We start from the raw sequence: 14,962 nt of genomic DNA, 5'->3' as shown, positions 1-14,962 counted from the left end.
ACCGCCACCGACAACGACTGACGAACCACCGGAGGCCGCACAGTGGCTCACGATTGAACCGTTCGAACTGGTCCCAAATTCAGCCGTTGCCGACACCCCACTGAGTGCGCCGGACCGAGCCTCGGAGCTGCTTGAACCATCTGTGGGCCGGTCGAGGCGGACCGGTGGAGGCGGACTACCGCATCTTCGAGGGCGCGGAAATCTATGCCAGCCAGAGTAGACATTCGCGACGCTGTGGTTACGATTTCTCTCGTAGCCGAGATCGAGCAAGGCCCGGCAGACATGAACTGCCGGGCAGCAGTACGCAGTTGCAGTTGGCGTGACGGTGCGGTGGTGGAGTTCCGAAGCCAGAGTGGTCGCAGGACGGCGACGGGGCTGGCTGCCGAAGAGTGGCGCTGTGGCAGGCCACCAGCAGTGCGCAGTACCAGTAGTACGCAGTTTCCGTTAGTGAGTAGTTGATCAAGAGGGAAGAACGGAGGAGCCGAGCGCCATCAGGATCGCCCGGGTGGAAGTCTTGGCCCCGGGTACCGCAGGACATCGATAGTGAGGTGGTCTCCGGTCGAGCAACCGCGATCCCCGCGCCCCCGACAGCGTCTCGGTCGGGTCTGCGGAAACAGAGGGCCGGTGCAGTATCAGGGCCGGCAGATGGTGTAGTAGTTCCTTCGGGGCCCTGGTGCCAGTACGGCGCCAGGGCCCCTCGAGGTGTTCCACAGAGAGGTGCGATGACAGCAGACGACACCTTCGGCCGTCTCGATGACGACCACTACCCCGCTTACACCATGGGCCGGGCCGCCGAGATGCTCGGCACCACACAGGGCTTCCTGCGCGCCATCGGCGAAGCCCGCCTCATCACCCCGCTGCGCTCCGCGGGCGGACACCGCCGCTACTCCCGCTACCAGCTGCGCATCGCCGCCCGCGCCCGGGAACTCGTCGACCACGGCACCCCCATCGAGGCCGCCTGCCGCATCATCATTCTCGAAGACCAGCTCGAGGAAGCCCAGCGCCTCAACGCCGAATTCCGCCGCGCCACCGAATCGGCGAACCCGACCGCAGCAGCGTGAGATGAGCGTGCCCGTCCGCGCCGACGGGCACCGCACGCACGGTCTGCCGTGCGGTGTGATCGTTTCCTGTGGTGACGCGGCGTGTGGGCGTGTAGCGTCTGCGTCAGCTGTCGTGGTTCGGAATTCCCTCTTGCCCACGCCTTCGGTGTGGGCGTTTTGCTGTGCTGTGCCGCAGGGACCAGGGCGATCACCTCTGCCTTCCACATGGAGTGGGAGGCGTTCATCGACTGGAAGGCATCAGACATGGCAACGGGAACTGTGAAGTGGTTCAACGCGGAGAAGGGCTTCGGTTTCATCGCCCAGGACGGCGGCGGCCCGGATGTCTTCGCGCACTACTCCGCGATCAACTCCACGGGCTTTCGTGAGCTCCAGGAGGGTCAGGCCGTGACGTTCGACGTCACCCAGGGCCAGAAGGGTCCGCAGGCCGAGAACATCAACCTGGCCTGATCTGGCAGACCTGCCCGGGGGATCGCGCACCGCGTTCGGTGAGCGCCGCCCGTGCGGGCTTTGACGCCCACCGGGCGAAGCGCCTGCTCGTGCCGGGCGTGCACAGGATCAGGGGCCGCGCAGCCATTGCTGCGCGACCCCTGATCTGTTGAGGCGGGTGTGACCTCGGCCGAACTTCCTGACCTCAGTTGCTTCGAGCGTCGTCCGGTTCGTGTGCCGCATGCCCTGCGCCTCTGTGCGCGCAGCTTGGAGCAGTAGACGGTCAGGTGCTCGTCCAGGCGGCGAGGAATGCTTGCCGTCCATCCGGATCGTCCCATCTGCGGTCCGCATGCAGAACGCGCCAGGCGGTGAGTTCGAGATCTCGGAGCCACAACTCGCCGATGACCTGTGTCTTGAGGTCAGGCAAATGGTCGGACTCGGCGAGGGCTTGACCGATCACCTCCCCGGCCGCGACGCGCTGGGGCGGAGTCATCTCCTCGACGGCCGAGAGGATCTGCCTGGCCAGGGCGGTTCCCTCTCCTTCCAGAGAACGCAGCACCTGAGCCTTCATGTTGACGGGTAGCAGGTATGCGGTGCCCGACGATCTCCACAGGTCCGACCAGAAGCGTTCCCCTGCCTTGGTGGGAGCGGGCAGCGCGGCCAGCAGCCCGAGGAGATGGCCGGTGGCCGCATAGCCGTCGGAATGGGCGGCTGCGACGACCGCGATGCCGGCGACGCCCTCCACATCGAGCCGGCCGGCCTCAAGATGCGGAGCCAGGTCCAGTTGGTGTTCCAACTGGTCTGCGAGGGCGGTGGATACGTGGGGGCGGACCTCAGGAAGCATCGGCGATCCTTGCGCGTAGGCGAGCGGAGATGCCCGTTCGTAAGCCCTGATCTTTCCCATGGGCGGCCGTTCTACTCGGCTTCGGCAGGCCCAATCGGCGGGAGGGTCAACGGGGCTGGAACTCACACGGTGGCGAGCCGGCCCGGGCCCGGAGATGGCCCTGGGGTCCTGGACCGACCTTCCATGAATGCTGCCGGAGTGAGGTCTTTTAGCATTAAGGCATTGCTGTCAGTGACGCCCCGTCGCCCGAGGGAGAACGAGAAGCTGTGTCCCGTGATGCCGCTGAAGTCGAGTACGGTCACGTCGCCTCGGCGCGTGGAGAGCGCCGTGAAGACGGGCTACCCGACGGACCGCGAGGCGGACATGCAGGGGAGAAGGGTCACTCGGTCTCCGCCCTGGTGGAGCGGGCGTCCGACCTGGCCGAACCGATCAAGCCGAAATTGCGTGGCTGGCTCCATGCCGGAATGGTCCCTGCCGCACTGATCGCGGGTGTCGTACTCATCTGCCTGGCCCGTACCCCGCAAGCAGTCCTGGCCTGCGCCGTGTACTCGGTCACCGCCTGGCTGCTGTTCGCAACGAGCTCCGTCTACCACCGCGGCACCTGGGGACCACTGGGCGAGGCTCTTCTACGACGACTCGACCACGCCAACATCTTCCTGATCATCGCCGGCACCTGCACTCCCCTGGCCGTGCTCCTCCTCCGGCCTGAACAGCGTTCCATGCTGCTGTGGATTGTATGGACCGGGGCATTTGCCGGCATCGTGTTCCGGGTCCTGTGGGTCGGAGCTCCGCGATGGCTGTACACCCCGTGTTACCTGGCCCTGGGGTGGGCGCCGGTGCGCTACCTGCCCGACTTCCTGCACACCGGCGGAGCAGCGGTAGTCGTCCTGATCGTTGTCGGCGGTCTCCTCTACAGCGCGGGCGCGGTCGTCTACGCCCTGCAGCGGCCCGACCCCTCACCCGGCTGGTTCGGCTACCACGAGGTCTTCCACGCCCTGACCGTGGCAGCCTTCACCGCGCACTACATCGCCATCTCCCTGGCCACCTACTGACCGCGACGGCGTCCGGTCTTGCGCCGCTGTTCACACGCGTTGCCGCGTGCTGCACCGCGAACGGGCCGGGCGGTGGCCGAGGCATCGGTCCGTAGCTGACCCGCGACGGAGGAGCCTCGAGTTCGAGACGGAAGGCGCCAGGGAACGGCGAGGCCAGACACCGACCTTCCGCGCCACAGGGTCGGTGCCCTGGAAGCGGTCTACGTCGACACGACCACGGACCAGCCCGGCTTGGCGACGGTCGCGCTCGGCCTGCCGATCCGGCACCGGCTGGTGTTCGCCGTCCGGGCGACGCGGCGGTCGATCCGGGGCATTTGAAGGTCGCTACGACAAGAAGCAGGTCGAAATGGCGCCCTCGATCGACACGGACAGAGAACTAGGGGCGCGGTGACGAGTGCTCCCTCGCTCGCCGCTGATGCTTCCTCCAACTTCCCTCACCACTCCGAGGATTGGTGGCGAAGGGCCTGTTCCACCTGCTCGTCACCGGTGTGGTGGTCCTGACCGCTGTCTTCGTCCCTGTCAGGCCGCGCCTGGGCCGCCTCCGGAGCCGAGTGCCACGGTGAGGCCGCCATCCTTGGCAAAGCACCCCTGGGGCGTCCGCCCAAGGGCCCGCAGCAGCGGGGACCGGAGAAGGACCGAGTCATGGTCCGGGAATGCTCTGCCTCGTCCGCGACGGGGCGAAGGCGTCGGTGAGGTCGGCACCGGTGTCGGCGTCCCGCCGGGAGTGGGCGACGCCCTGCCAGTCCAGGCACATGACCGTCGCGTCGTCCTGCAGGTGAACCGTGGTGGGCGTCGACGATCGCCGCGATGAGGGTGCGGGCGGCCTCGCGGGCGTGGAGCGCGCGCGTGCGCACGATCAGGTCGGGCAGATCGAGGCTGCCTGCGTTGCGTTCCAGCATGCCGTCGGTCAGCATCATCAGCCGGTCGCCGGTCGCCGGTCGCCGGTCGCCGGTCGCCGGTCGCCGGCCGCAGGTCCAGCGACTGGACCCGGTAGCTGCGAGGGGCAGGGAAGCCGAACGGCATATCGATCTTCGGAGCGATCTCCCGCACCTGTCCGTCCCGCATCCGCAGCGGCCAGGGATGCCCGGCGTTGATGAACTCGGTCTCGCCGTCGATCAGGCTGATCCGCAGAAGTTGAGCGGTGACGTAACCCTGGCGGCCGTGCTCGCGCATGGCCTGGTCTGCCTGGCGGGCCCTGTTTGGCCAGGCCGGCGCCGGCCCGCCGGGCCCGGCGCAGCGCGCCCACCAAGAGGGTGGCCAGCAGCGCGGCGTCGACGTCGTGACCCATGGCATCGGTGACGGAGAGCTGGACCGTGTCCCGGTCGATCACGTAGTCGAAGGTGTCACCCTCGACGTGGCCGGCCGGCTCCAGCGCCCCGGCCACACGCCAGCGACGACGGCAGCAGCCGGTGCTGGATCTCCGCGGCCAGGCTCAGCGGGACGGTACGGCGGCCCCACTGGTACACGTGGTGTAGGACCGGTTCGCGATGACGATGGGCGCCAGGGCGTGCGCGGTCTCGCCGTGGCGAACGTGGTCGCCTCGGTCGTGCCCGGTGGTCTTGTCGCTGGTGTCGGCGTAAAGGTGGGTGGCTGCTGACTCCCGTGCTCGGCTTGGATGCCGGCGAGACCGTGAACGGAACCGGAAACCGTGCCGCCGGGGCTCAGGCGTCGATGATGACGGGGATGATGAGGGGCTTGCGGCGGTGGGTGCGGAAGGCCCAGTTCGCCACGGCGCGGGCGACGAGTTGTTCGAGTTGGTGCGCGTCCCCGACGCCTTCCTCGGCCGCGGTGGCCAGGGTCTTCTCGATGACGGGGATGACGGGCTCGAAGGTGGTGTCGTCGTGGACGAAGCCGCGGGCCAGGAAGTCGGGGGCCTCGGCGAGGGCGCCGGTGTCGGCGTCGACGATCGCCACCACCGTGACGACGCCTTCCTCCGCGAGGGTGAGTCGGTCCTTGAGGGACGCCTCGGTCGCGCCGCCGACTTCCATCCCGTCGACGTAGACGTTGCCGGCGGGAACCTTGCCGGTGATGGACGCGCGCCCGTCGACGAGGTCGACGACGACGCCGTCCTCGGCGATGACGACCCGCTCCGGGTCGACGCCGGTGCGGATGGCGAGGTCGCCGTTGGCCCGCAGGTGGCGCCATTCGCCGTGCACGGGCATGACGTTGCGGGGCTTGACGATGTTGTAGCAGTAGACGAGCTCGCCGGCGCTGGCGTGCCCGGAGACGTGCACCTTGGCGTTGCCCTTGTGGACCACGTGCGCGCCCCACCGGGTGAGTCCGTTGATCACCCGGTAGATGGCGTTCTCGTTGCCGGGGATGAGGGAACTGGCGAGCAGGACGGTGTCGCCCTTGCCGATACGGATCATGTGGTCGCGGTTGGCCATCCGTGACAGCGCGGCCATCGGTTCGCCCTGGGAGCCGGTGCACACCAGAGTGATCTTGTGGTCCGGGAGCTTCTCCAGCTCCTTCGTGCTCACGACCAGACCGGACGGAACCTTCAGATAGCCCAGATCACGGGCGATGCCCATGTTGCGGACCATCGACCGGCCGACGAAGGCGACCTTGCGGCCGTGCTGGTGGGCGGCGTCCAGGACCTGCTGGATGCGGTGCACATGGCTGGCGAAGCTGGAGACGATGACCCGCCGCGGTGCGGTGCGCATCACCTGCTCGATCGCCGGGTTCAGCTCACGCTCGGAGGTGGTGAAACCCGGCACTTCGGCGTTGGTGGAGTCGGTGAGGAACAGGTCCACGCCCTCCTCGCCGAGACGGGCGAAGGCACGCAGATCGGTGATGCGGTCGTCGAGAGGGAATTGGTCCATCTTGAAGTCGCCGGTGTGGAGCACCATCCCGGCTCCGGTGCGGATCGCGACCGCGAGGCTGTCGGGGATGGAGTGGTTGACCGCCACGAACTCGCAGTCGAAGGGACCGAAGCCGCGCCGGTCGCCCTCCCGGACCCGCACCGTGCGGGGCCGGATGCCGTGTTCCTTGAGTTTGGCCTCCAGGAACGCCAGCGTCAGCTTGGAGCCGACGACCGGGATGTCGGATCGTTCGCGCAGCAGGTACGGCACGCCGCCGATGTGGTCCTCGTGGCCGTGGGTGAGGACGACGGCCACGATGTCGTCCAGCCGGTCCCGGATCGAGGTGAAGTCCGGCAGGATCACGTCCACGCCGGGCTGGTTCTCCTCGGGGAACAGCACGCCGCAGTCGACGATGAGCAGTTTGCCGGCGTGCTCGAAGACGGTCATGTTGCGGCCGATCTCACCCAGGCCGCCCAGGGCGATGACCCTCAGCCCTCCTTCGGGCAGGGTAGGGGCGGCTTTGAGGTCGGGGTGTGGATGACTCATACCTCGACGTTACCCGCAGAGCGGAACGAGATGATCTGTTGCCTGTGTGATCTCTCTGTGAGCGGACGGAGTGAGACGAGCCCTCACACGCCGATCCTAAGATCGCTTCTCGTTCGTGAAAGACGTGGGTGGTGGTGCGGTGCCAGGGCAGTTCGACGGGGTCGTAGAGGGCGGCCGACTGCCTGGTTTGCAGTGCCCAGTACCCGTCGCCGTACGACCAATGCCACCACTCGTCTCGTAGTTGATCAACCCGGCGGCCGACAACGCGTCGCTCAACGTGGCTCAGCCCGCGGCGGAGGTGGTCGATCAGCGTCACGTCGACGGCCGCGCCGGCGGAGTGTGGTGCGACCTCCGGAGGTGACACGAAGCGACTGGCGGCCTCGCGGAGCTCGGGGGACCCGCGGTCGCCCCGCGGGCGCGTCTCCGCAGCGTCACCGCGGCATAGATGTGAACCAACACGCTCGCGAGCAGCACCACCCGGGTGATCCACAGGACGCCGGAGCAGGGGAGGAACGGTTCACCCATAGTCCGCGGACAGCGGGCGTAGTCGTCAAAGGCAGCACGGCCCTTGAAGATGTTGAGGTCGCCGTACATGTGGATCAGGAGAAACAACACCGTGATCAAGCCGGAGATCGCTATGGCCGCCTTGAGCGCCACGGTCGAGCGCGAAGCCGGCGCTCGGTGGCGAGACGTCGTCAAGGGATGGGCCGTCAACACTCGCGCATGGTTTCAAGCGACGCTGCTCACAAGCTCGGACACACGAGCCATCTGGGCGATCCACGCCGCGGAGCATGGCGGGGGTCAGTGTGCGGGTGGACATGTTGCGCTGGCTCGGGTGGTAGCCGCCGATCAGGTGCAACACCCGTTCGCTTCGGGCATCGGTGAGCTGCATGTGTGCGCCATGCCCGAAGGATGGGCGCGGACGGGGCACCTGCCATCCGGTGTCAGCAAGTACGGGTACCAGCGCCTGCCAGGCGAAGCCGCCGAGCACCACGATCGCGCGCAGGGTCGGACGCAGGAGTTCCAGCTCTCGGGCGAGCCATGGCCGGCAGGTGTCGCGTTCGGTGGTGGTGGGGCGGTTGTCAGGCGGTGCGCAGTGCACCGGCACCGTGATCCGCACGGCGTACAGCTCCATCCCGTCGTCGCGGTGCGTGGCCACTGGCTGGGAGGCCAGGCCGAGGTCGTACAGAGCCGCGTACAGCGCGTCGCCGGACGGGTCACCGGTGAAGATGCGTCCGGTGCGATTGCCACCGTGCGCGGCCGGAGCCAATCCGACGATCGCCAGCGGTGCGTCCGGCGGCCCGAAGCCGGGCACGGGCCTGGCCCAGTACTCCCAGTCTCGAAAGGCCCTGCGCTTGACGCGTGCGGCCTCCTCCCTCCAGGCCACCAACCGCGGGCAGGCCCGGCAGGTAGCCACGGCCTCGTCCAGTTCGCGCACGGAACCCAGTCGGGGGGCCGAAACCGACGGGAAGTCGTGGGCCTGCGGTGTCACACGGTTACCGCGGATGCTCGGCCTCCTCAGCTCGCCGGCCGACTCGCCTGGGCGAGCCCCGCAGAGGCGATCACCGATAAAATGGGCGAGTCGGAAACGCCCACGCGGGGCGCACCACGGCCGACACCATCCGGGGGCCGGGTCGGCTGATCGATCTGGAAGGTGCCCTCATGGCCAAGCAGATCACCTACCACAGAGTCTACGAGGAGACCTCGCCCGAGGACGGCAAGCGGATCCTTGTCGACCGCGTCTGGCCACGCGGCATGCGCAAGGAGGACGCACACCTGGACGAGTGGCTGCGCGATGTCGCCCCCTCGACCGAACTGCGCCGGTGGTACGGCCACGAGCCGAGCCGCTTCGCCGAGTTCCGTCGCCGCTACCTGTCCGAACTGAAGGATGCCGGACACCGGCAGGCCGCCGAGCATCTGCGCGACCTCGCCGCCCACGACAGGCTCACACTCCTGACCGCCACCAAAGACGCGGACCACAGCCAGGCCGCCGTACTCGCCGAATGGCTTGCCAAGAAGCCGTGACGACGACGCGGGAGGCCGCCGGGGTGGCCGGACCGCGAATGTTGATCGTCGGGCCGTGGGCACGGCGCACCGCCGTCGACGCCGGCTCCTCCACCGCTGGTCGGCCACGTGCCGGCCGAGGCAGCTGCCGGACGCCTTGAGCTGCGTCACGTCGCGGCAGGGCCAGACTCGTGGGCCATCCGCCAGGATCACGACGCCTGGCCTGTGAGCGGCTGTGCCGCGATCGGTGACCTTGCCAGCAGAGAGGGCGTGTGGGCCGGTCAGGTGCCCAACACGCGCTAGACAGAGCCGGGTTGCTGCCAAGAACCTGGTCGCTGCACTGCATGGAGGTCGGCAGAAGATGGCCGCCGACCGGACCCTTTCCACTCAGTTGTCGCTGACCAGGCGTTGAGGCGACCGCCGTGCGGCCGTGCGGAAGACGTCGAAGAGGGATGGCCATGCGAACCAACATCATCCGGGACGAGCGTATGACGGTGAGCTACGACGTGGTGAACGACTGGACCGTCGTCGAGGCCGACGGTGATGTGGACATCCACACCTCTCCCATGATCCGCGAAGCAGTGATCAAGCTTCTCGGTGAGGGGCACCGTCACTTCGTTCTGGACCTGTGCTTCGTGCCCTTCATGGACTCGTTGGGACTGGGCATGGTCGTGGCGATCACGAAACGCATCCGTGAACACGGTGGCTCACTGCGGATCGCATGCACCCCCGGCCGGATCGTCAGGGTCTTCGAGATCAGCGGCTTGCACGCGACCTACGAGATCTACCACTCACCGGAGGAGGCAACGCAACGCGCTCCGTCGCCCGACGGCCTGGTCGACTGGCCGCATCCTCCGACTGACAAAGGCCCTTGAGCCGACGTCACTCTCCTGTGTGTCACGCTGATGACAGCCAGTCGGGTACACGCAGGGCGAGCAACGCGACATCGTCGTCGAATGCTTGGTCGTGCCCCGCGACGAGGTCGGCGCACAACCGGGGCAGGGGCGCCGTGGCCAGGCGGGCGGCGTGGCCGGCCAGGGAGGTCAGGCCAGTGTCGATGTCCCGGTCGCGGCGCTCCACCAGCCCGTCGGTGAACAACAGCAGGGTGCTGCCGGGCGGAAGCGGGTGCTCGTGTGTGAACCGGGGGAAGGAGGGATCGAAGCCCACCGGAATGCCGTGCTGTGCGGGAGCCAGGTAGCCGGTGTCCCCGTCCGCGCCGATCAGCAGGGGCGGAAGGTGTCCGGCGTTGCTCCAGCGGAAGGTGTACCCGCCACGGCCACCCTCGATGAGGCCGCACACCAGTGTGGCCGTGGGGGGATCGTCAAACATGCTCAGAGCGTGGTCGAGTCTCGACACGAGCACGCCGGGCGGCCCGCCGCGGTCGTAGGCGAGGGCACGCAGCATGTTGCGGATCTGGCTCATCAGAGGGGCCGTTTCGACGTCGTGGCCGGTGACATCTCCGATCACGACGCATGTGGCACCATCCGGCAGGAGCACGGCGTCGTACCAATCCCCGCCGAGCCGGGGGAGATCGGAGGCCGGCTGGTAGGCGCCTGCGACGGCGAGGGGGCTCAGGTCGGGCAGGGTGGGCAGCAGGCGGCGCTGGAAATGTTCGGCGGCCCGCTGGAGGCGCTCGTACAGGCGGGCGTTTTCGATGCTGACGCTTGCGGCGCTGGCCAGCGCGGTCAGCAGGGCCTCGTCATCGTCGCTGAACGGCGTGCCGTCGTGTTTGTCCGCGAGGTAGATGTTGCCGTAGACGGCGTCACGGATCATCAACGGGACACCCAGGAGAGTAGTCATCACCGGGTGGCCGGGCGGGAAGCCGACCGAGCTGGGGTCGGCGGCGATGTCGTCGACCCGCAAGGGCTTGCGGTCGGCGATCAGACGGCGCAGCAGGCCGTGCCCCTGAGGGAGACCGGAGGCGACCCTGATCTTCTCGTCGTCCACCCCGACGGTGATCAGGTCGACGATGTCTCCGCTGTCCCCTAGCAGCCCCAGCGCGCCGTAACGGGCGGGGACGAGATCGGCGGCCGCTTCCACGATGTGCTGGAGTACGACACGGGTGTCCATGTCGGCGCTGATGGCCACCACCGCGTCCAGTAGGCGTCGCAGCTGGCGCTGACCCAGAGTCAACTGCTGTATCTGGGAGTTCAGTTCCTCGAAGGACTCTTCGTCCGACCGTCGGCCGATCTCCTCCAACGCGGCGGCAGCCCGCGCGGCTGCCTCATTCGGCCGCTCCGGATCAATCGCCATCGGGCACCTCCCGCCAGGTCGGAAGCCACACGGCTGTCGCCGCCGCCATCCCCGCATGGCCACCGTACTGCGGCTTCGGACAGATGCGCGCCGCGCTAGAAGGGCCTCGCTTCCCACCGCCGGGCTGCCGCAGCCCCGGATCGGATCACGGAACCACGATCACAGGGCAGTGGGCGTGGCGTGCTATGTGTGCGGGCACCGAACCGATCAGACGGTGCCAGCGGTGTTCTGGGGCGCCGAGCACGAGCGCGTCGGCCTGATGCTCGTCGGCCAGGCGGGCCAGTTCGTAGGCGGCATCGCCCTGGCATCCGGTCACATGGGCCTCAAGGTCCGCCACAGCGGTGTCTCCGAGCGTGTCGTGCAACTCCGACCGCAGCCACCGAAGTGCGTCGGCCTGCGGGTCTGTGGAGGGCGCAACGGTGATCCCCGGGTCGTAGGGGGAGGGAGGCGGGGTGATGTAGGCGACCAGCAGGGGCCGCCGTGTCCGGCGGGCCATTCCGGCAGCCCAGGCCAGCGCACGCCCGCTGGCCGTGGAGCCGTCATAGCCCACCAGCACCGGGTGGACCGGACGGGCCGGTGCGCTCCGCTGGGCCTCAGCATCCGTCATGGCCGTGCTCACACACTCATTGGCGGCACACTCGGCAGCATTCCGATCCCGCCCGTTTCACGTCAACCGCACCGGGAGGCCGGGCGTCCCACCGTGCCGCAGGCCACGCGGAGAAGCTGCTGGACCACGGCGGCAGGTGGGAGGCGAAGGCGGTGGTGTCGTGACATGGGCCGTGGGGAACTCGGGACCTCATCTCGGCCACCCGACAGGCGGACATCCTCGTCGTCGCTACGGGTGTGCGGCACCTGATCGGCCGCGAGCACGTCAAGCCGGGCGCCGCCGTGATCGACGTCGGCATCCACCGCACTCCCGACGGGCTCGCGGGAGATGTACGTGCCGAGGAGCTCGACGGATTCGCGAAATTCATCACCCCGGTTCCCGGCGGCGTCGGACCCATGACTATCGCCATGCTCATGGTGAACACCTTCGAAGCCGCCCGGTGGGCCGCCCAGGGCGCCTGAGCGTGCGGCATCGGGCACCAGCCGGGGCGCTCCGTCAGCCTCGTAACCCATGCCCGACGCCGTCCCCACGCCGGGTCCGCCCGACGATCGGACGCCCCGACCGGCCAACCGGCTCCTCCGCAGCGCTCTCACACCGAACTGCCACTTGGGGGAGAGTGGGGCCAGGTCGTCGGCGACGAGGTCCTCGCCACCGCGATCCTCGACCGGCTTCTCCACCTCTGTGAAGTGATCGCCATCAACGGCCCGAGCTACCGGCTCAAGAATCGCCTACAGGCCATCGAGCGAGAGACCGACGTGGCCTGACAACTGGTGACGTTCAAACGTACCGCTCCGGCTCGAAGGGAGAGTAGCCGGACTCGGCGAGTAGCGCATCGCCCTGTGCTTGATGCCATCGAGATCGTTCAGGCCGACGCCCGACGAACGTCCGCACCCCTGCAGTCCGCCTCAGCGACATCACGATCCCTGCCAGCGGCGAGGACTACGCCCACCGACGGGGCCGGCACTTCCGAAGGAGTATGCAAACAATGGAACACACGTACGACTCTCTGTTCATCGGCGGCGACTGGGTCGCACCGTCGTCGGCCGCGACGATCACCGTCGCCTCGGCGACCACCGAAGAGCCCATCGGACGGGTACCGGAGGCGGTGTCGGCCGATGTCGACGCTGCCGTCGCCGCTGCCCGCAGCGCCTTCGACGACCCGACCGGGTGGGCGACATGGGAGCCCGGCCGCCGGGCCGAGGCGATGGAACGGCTCGCCGACATGCTCGGCAAGCGCGGCGAGCAGTTCGCGCAGCTCGTCAGCCGTGAGAACGGCATGCCCATCGTGACCAGCCGCCGCTCGGAGGCCGTGATCGGCGCCGCCGTACTGCGGTACTACGCCGCCCTTGCCCGGCAAACCGGCGTCGAGGAGTCCCGTCCGGCGGTGGCCGGCAACGGCACCACCGTCGTACGCCGTACCCCGGTCGGGGTGGTCGCCGCGATCGTGCCGTGGAATTTCCCGCAGACCCTGACCATGTTCAAGCTGGGGCCGGCCCTCGCGGCGGGCTGCACGATCGTCCTCAAGCCCGCGCGGGAGACCGCCCTCGACGCCTTCCTGCTGGCCGAGGCCGTCAGGGAGGCCGGCCTTCCACCCGGCGTGGTCAACGTCGTGCCCGCCGACCGTGAGGCTTCCGGCTACCTCGTCGGTCACCCCGGCGTGGACAAGGTCGCCTTCACCGGTTCCACGGCCACCGGCCGGGCAATCGCCGAGCAGTGCGGCAGGCTGCTGCGTCCGGTCACCCTGGAGCTGGGGGGCAAGTCCGCCGCGATCGTCCTCGACGACGCGGACCTGGAGCCCAACCTCGACGCGTTCTTCCGCGCGACCTTGAACAACAACGGGCAGACTTGTCTGATCGGCACCCGCGTCCTCGCCCCACGCAGCCGCTACGGCGAGGTGGTCGCCCGTTGTCCGACCGCACGTCCCAGCTGCCGAGTTCGCGCCCGAACCGGTTCAACTGCACGTCGTACGAACCGTCTGGGCCGAGGACGAAGCACTTGCCGTCGTATGCCCCCGCCCGTTCCAACACGGCCGACGCGTCGAAGGACCACGGACCAGATGCCCGAGCCTGCGCACTCCGATGCAGGAGGACCACGGCCTCCGGTACCGACTGTCCGAAAGGGACGCCGGTGTCGTGCAGACCGATGGGTGTGAAAGTGCTGGTGCGCTTCATCGGACCCCCTGAGACAACAGCTACGTGAACATACTTGCGTGCTTCGTGAGACAGAGTGAAGCGCCAACATAACGCCCGGCTGTGGCTCTCGCTCGGCCACCACGACCCGCACGGAGTGTCCCACCTGGACGGCGTCACCGGGCCTGACGAGTACAGCGCGATCGCCGACGACAACGCCTACACCAATGAGATGGCCCAGCAGAATCTGCGCGCGGCCGCCGACGCGGCCGAGCGCCACCCCGACCTGGCCGCCTCGCTCGGCGTGGACGACGAGGAGACCGCGGCTGGCGCGATGCCGCCCGGCGGATCGTGCTGCCGTTCAACAGGGAGCTCGGCGTGCACGAGCAGTCCGCGGGCTTCACCTCCCACCAGGCGTGGGACTTCGCCGGGACCCCGGCGGACCGCTACCCGCTGCTGCTGCATTTCCCGTATTTCGACCTGTACCGCAAACAGGTGATCAAGCAGGCCGACCTGGTCCTGGCCATGCACTTGCGCGGCGACGCGTTCACCAAGGAGGAGAAGGCCCGCAACTTCGCCTACTACGAACCGCTCACGGTCCGGGATTCCTCGCTGTCCGCAGGCAATCAGGCCGTAATCGCCGCCGAGGTCGGCCAGCTACGCCTGGCATACGACTACCTCGGCGAGGCCGCGATGATGGACCTGGCCAACCTGGAGCGCAACACGCGCGACGGCCTGCATATCGCCTCACTGGCCGGGACCTGGACCGCGCTCGTAGCGGGCTTCGGCGGGATGAGACACCACGGGGACGCCCTGTCCTTCGCCCCGCGACTGCCCGAGCAGATCAGTCGGCTGGCTTTCGCCGTGCAGTTCCGCCGTCGCTGCGTGCGCGTGGACATCTCCCACCAGCAGGCCACATACACCTTGCTGGCGGGCATGGAGCTTGAGATCCACCACCATGGCAGCCTGTTGAAGGTGACCAAGGACGTCCCTCGCAGCGGGCCGATCCCCGCTGTCCCCGATCTGCCGGAGCCACAGCAGCCCTCCGGCCGTGGTCCGGCTCGCCGCAGATGGGCGGATCGCGACTGAGTCCACATCCGAGCAGCCTCACGGCCAGGGCATCCGTGGCAGCGCCCGGAGCAAGGGAGGCACCTGCACTCCTCCCGGAACCGCGAGATCTCCACGGAGTTCGTCGCACTTGCACCCGCGCCCGCACCCGCCGCAGCCAGGCGGCGGACT

General features: G+C 68.4%; 11 protein-coding genes and 5 pseudogenes. 9 read left to right on the top strand and 7 right to left on the bottom strand.

What is annotated here, in order from left to right; all coding sequences use genetic code 11:
- Nucleotides 1-722 precede the first annotated feature (722 nt).
- Nucleotides 723-1,061, top strand: coding sequence for a MerR family transcriptional regulator (locus ACIBTS_RS04880; RefSeq protein ID WP_399316596.1), 339 nt, complete (start codon nt 723-725; stop codon nt 1,059-1,061).
- Between the two features lie 243 nt (nt 1,062-1,304).
- Nucleotides 1,305-1,508, top strand: a complete 204-nt coding sequence (locus ACIBTS_RS04875; RefSeq protein ID WP_030052720.1) for a cold-shock protein — start codon at nt 1,305-1,307, stop codon at nt 1,506-1,508.
- 262 nt (nt 1,509-1,770) lie between these two features.
- Here ACIBTS_RS04875 and ACIBTS_RS04870 read toward each other — a convergent pair whose 3' ends face one another.
- On the bottom strand, nt 1,771-2,331 hold the full coding sequence (locus tag ACIBTS_RS04870) for a hypothetical protein (RefSeq protein WP_399316594.1): 561 nt from the start codon (nt 2,329-2,331) through the stop codon (nt 1,771-1,773).
- A gap of 398 nt (nt 2,332-2,729) precedes the next feature.
- Between ACIBTS_RS04870 and ACIBTS_RS04865 the strand changes: the two genes are divergently transcribed.
- Complete coding sequence (locus ACIBTS_RS04865; protein WP_399316642.1) at nt 2,730-3,383, top strand: hemolysin III family protein; 654 nt, start codon at nt 2,730-2,732, stop codon at nt 3,381-3,383.
- 640 nt (nt 3,384-4,023) lie between these two features.
- Here ACIBTS_RS04865 and ACIBTS_RS04860 read toward each other — a convergent pair.
- From ACIBTS_RS04860 to ACIBTS_RS04845, 4 genes and pseudogenes are all read right to left on the bottom strand, one after another.
- Nucleotides 4,024-4,905 (bottom strand): annotated as a pseudogene (locus tag ACIBTS_RS04860) (PP2C family protein-serine/threonine phosphatase); the annotation flags it as partial.
- Nucleotides 4,906-5,044: 139 nt separating this feature from the next.
- On the bottom strand, nt 5,045-6,730 hold the full coding sequence (locus ACIBTS_RS04855; RefSeq protein ID WP_399316592.1) for a ribonuclease J: 1,686 nt from the start codon (nt 6,728-6,730) through the stop codon (nt 5,045-5,047).
- A 145-nt stretch (nt 6,731-6,875) separates the two neighbouring features.
- Nucleotides 6,876-7,136: pseudogene (locus ACIBTS_RS04850) on the bottom strand (dipeptidase); the annotation flags it as partial.
- Between the two features lie 366 nt (nt 7,137-7,502).
- Nucleotides 7,503-8,222, bottom strand: a pseudogene (locus tag ACIBTS_RS04845) (uracil-DNA glycosylase); the annotation flags it as partial.
- A 170-nt stretch (nt 8,223-8,392) separates the two neighbouring features.
- On the opposite strand from ACIBTS_RS04845, the gene ACIBTS_RS04840 reads away from it, so the two are divergent.
- Entirely contained in the window at nt 8,393-8,755 is a 363-nt protein-coding gene (locus ACIBTS_RS04840) for a DUF488 domain-containing protein (protein ID WP_399316591.1), read from the top strand.
- Between the two features lie 437 nt (nt 8,756-9,192).
- A complete protein-coding gene (locus ACIBTS_RS04835) occupies nt 9,193-9,609 on the top strand; it encodes an STAS domain-containing protein (RefSeq protein ID WP_399316589.1) in 417 nt (138 codons plus the stop codon).
- A 22-nt stretch (nt 9,610-9,631) separates the two neighbouring features.
- Here the strand turns inward: ACIBTS_RS04835 and ACIBTS_RS04830 are convergent, their stop codons facing one another.
- Nucleotides 9,632-10,987 (bottom strand): PP2C family protein-serine/threonine phosphatase, encoded by a 1,356-nt coding sequence (locus tag ACIBTS_RS04830; RefSeq protein ID WP_399316587.1) that lies wholly within the window; start codon nt 10,985-10,987, stop codon nt 9,632-9,634.
- Nucleotides 10,988-11,132: 145 nt separating this feature from the next.
- Nucleotides 11,133-11,594, bottom strand: a complete 462-nt coding sequence (locus ACIBTS_RS04825; protein WP_399316585.1) for a universal stress protein — start codon at nt 11,592-11,594, stop codon at nt 11,133-11,135.
- Nucleotides 11,595-11,779: 185 nt separating this feature from the next.
- On the opposite strand from ACIBTS_RS04825, the pseudogene ACIBTS_RS04820 reads away from it, so the two are divergent.
- The 4 genes and pseudogenes from ACIBTS_RS04820 to ACIBTS_RS04805 form a co-directional block, all read left to right on the top strand.
- Nucleotides 11,780-12,055, top strand: a pseudogene (locus ACIBTS_RS04820) (bifunctional 5,10-methylene-tetrahydrofolate dehydrogenase/5,10-methylene-tetrahydrofolate cyclohydrolase); the annotation flags it as partial.
- A gap of 9 nt (nt 12,056-12,064) precedes the next feature.
- Nucleotides 12,065-12,358: an ATP-binding protein gene (locus ACIBTS_RS04815; RefSeq protein ID WP_399316640.1), complete on the top strand. Its 294-nt coding sequence runs from the start codon at nt 12,065-12,067 to the stop codon at nt 12,356-12,358.
- 221 nt (nt 12,359-12,579) lie between these two features.
- Nucleotides 12,580-13,746: an aldehyde dehydrogenase family protein gene (locus tag ACIBTS_RS04810; protein ID WP_399316584.1), complete on the top strand. Its 1,167-nt coding sequence runs from the start codon at nt 12,580-12,582 to the stop codon at nt 13,744-13,746.
- Between the two features lie 92 nt (nt 13,747-13,838).
- Nucleotides 13,839-14,812, top strand: a pseudogene (locus ACIBTS_RS04805) (glycosyl hydrolase family 65 protein); the annotation flags it as partial.
- Between the last annotated feature and the right edge of the window lie 150 nt (nt 14,813-14,962).

Source organism: Streptomyces sp. NPDC050121, from assembly GCF_044460385.1.
Lineage (GTDB): Bacteria > Actinomycetota > Actinomycetes > Streptomycetales > Streptomycetaceae > Streptomyces > Streptomyces soliscabiei.
Note: the sequence above shows the minus strand (reverse complement) of the source record. Positions and strands in the feature narration are given on the sequence as shown.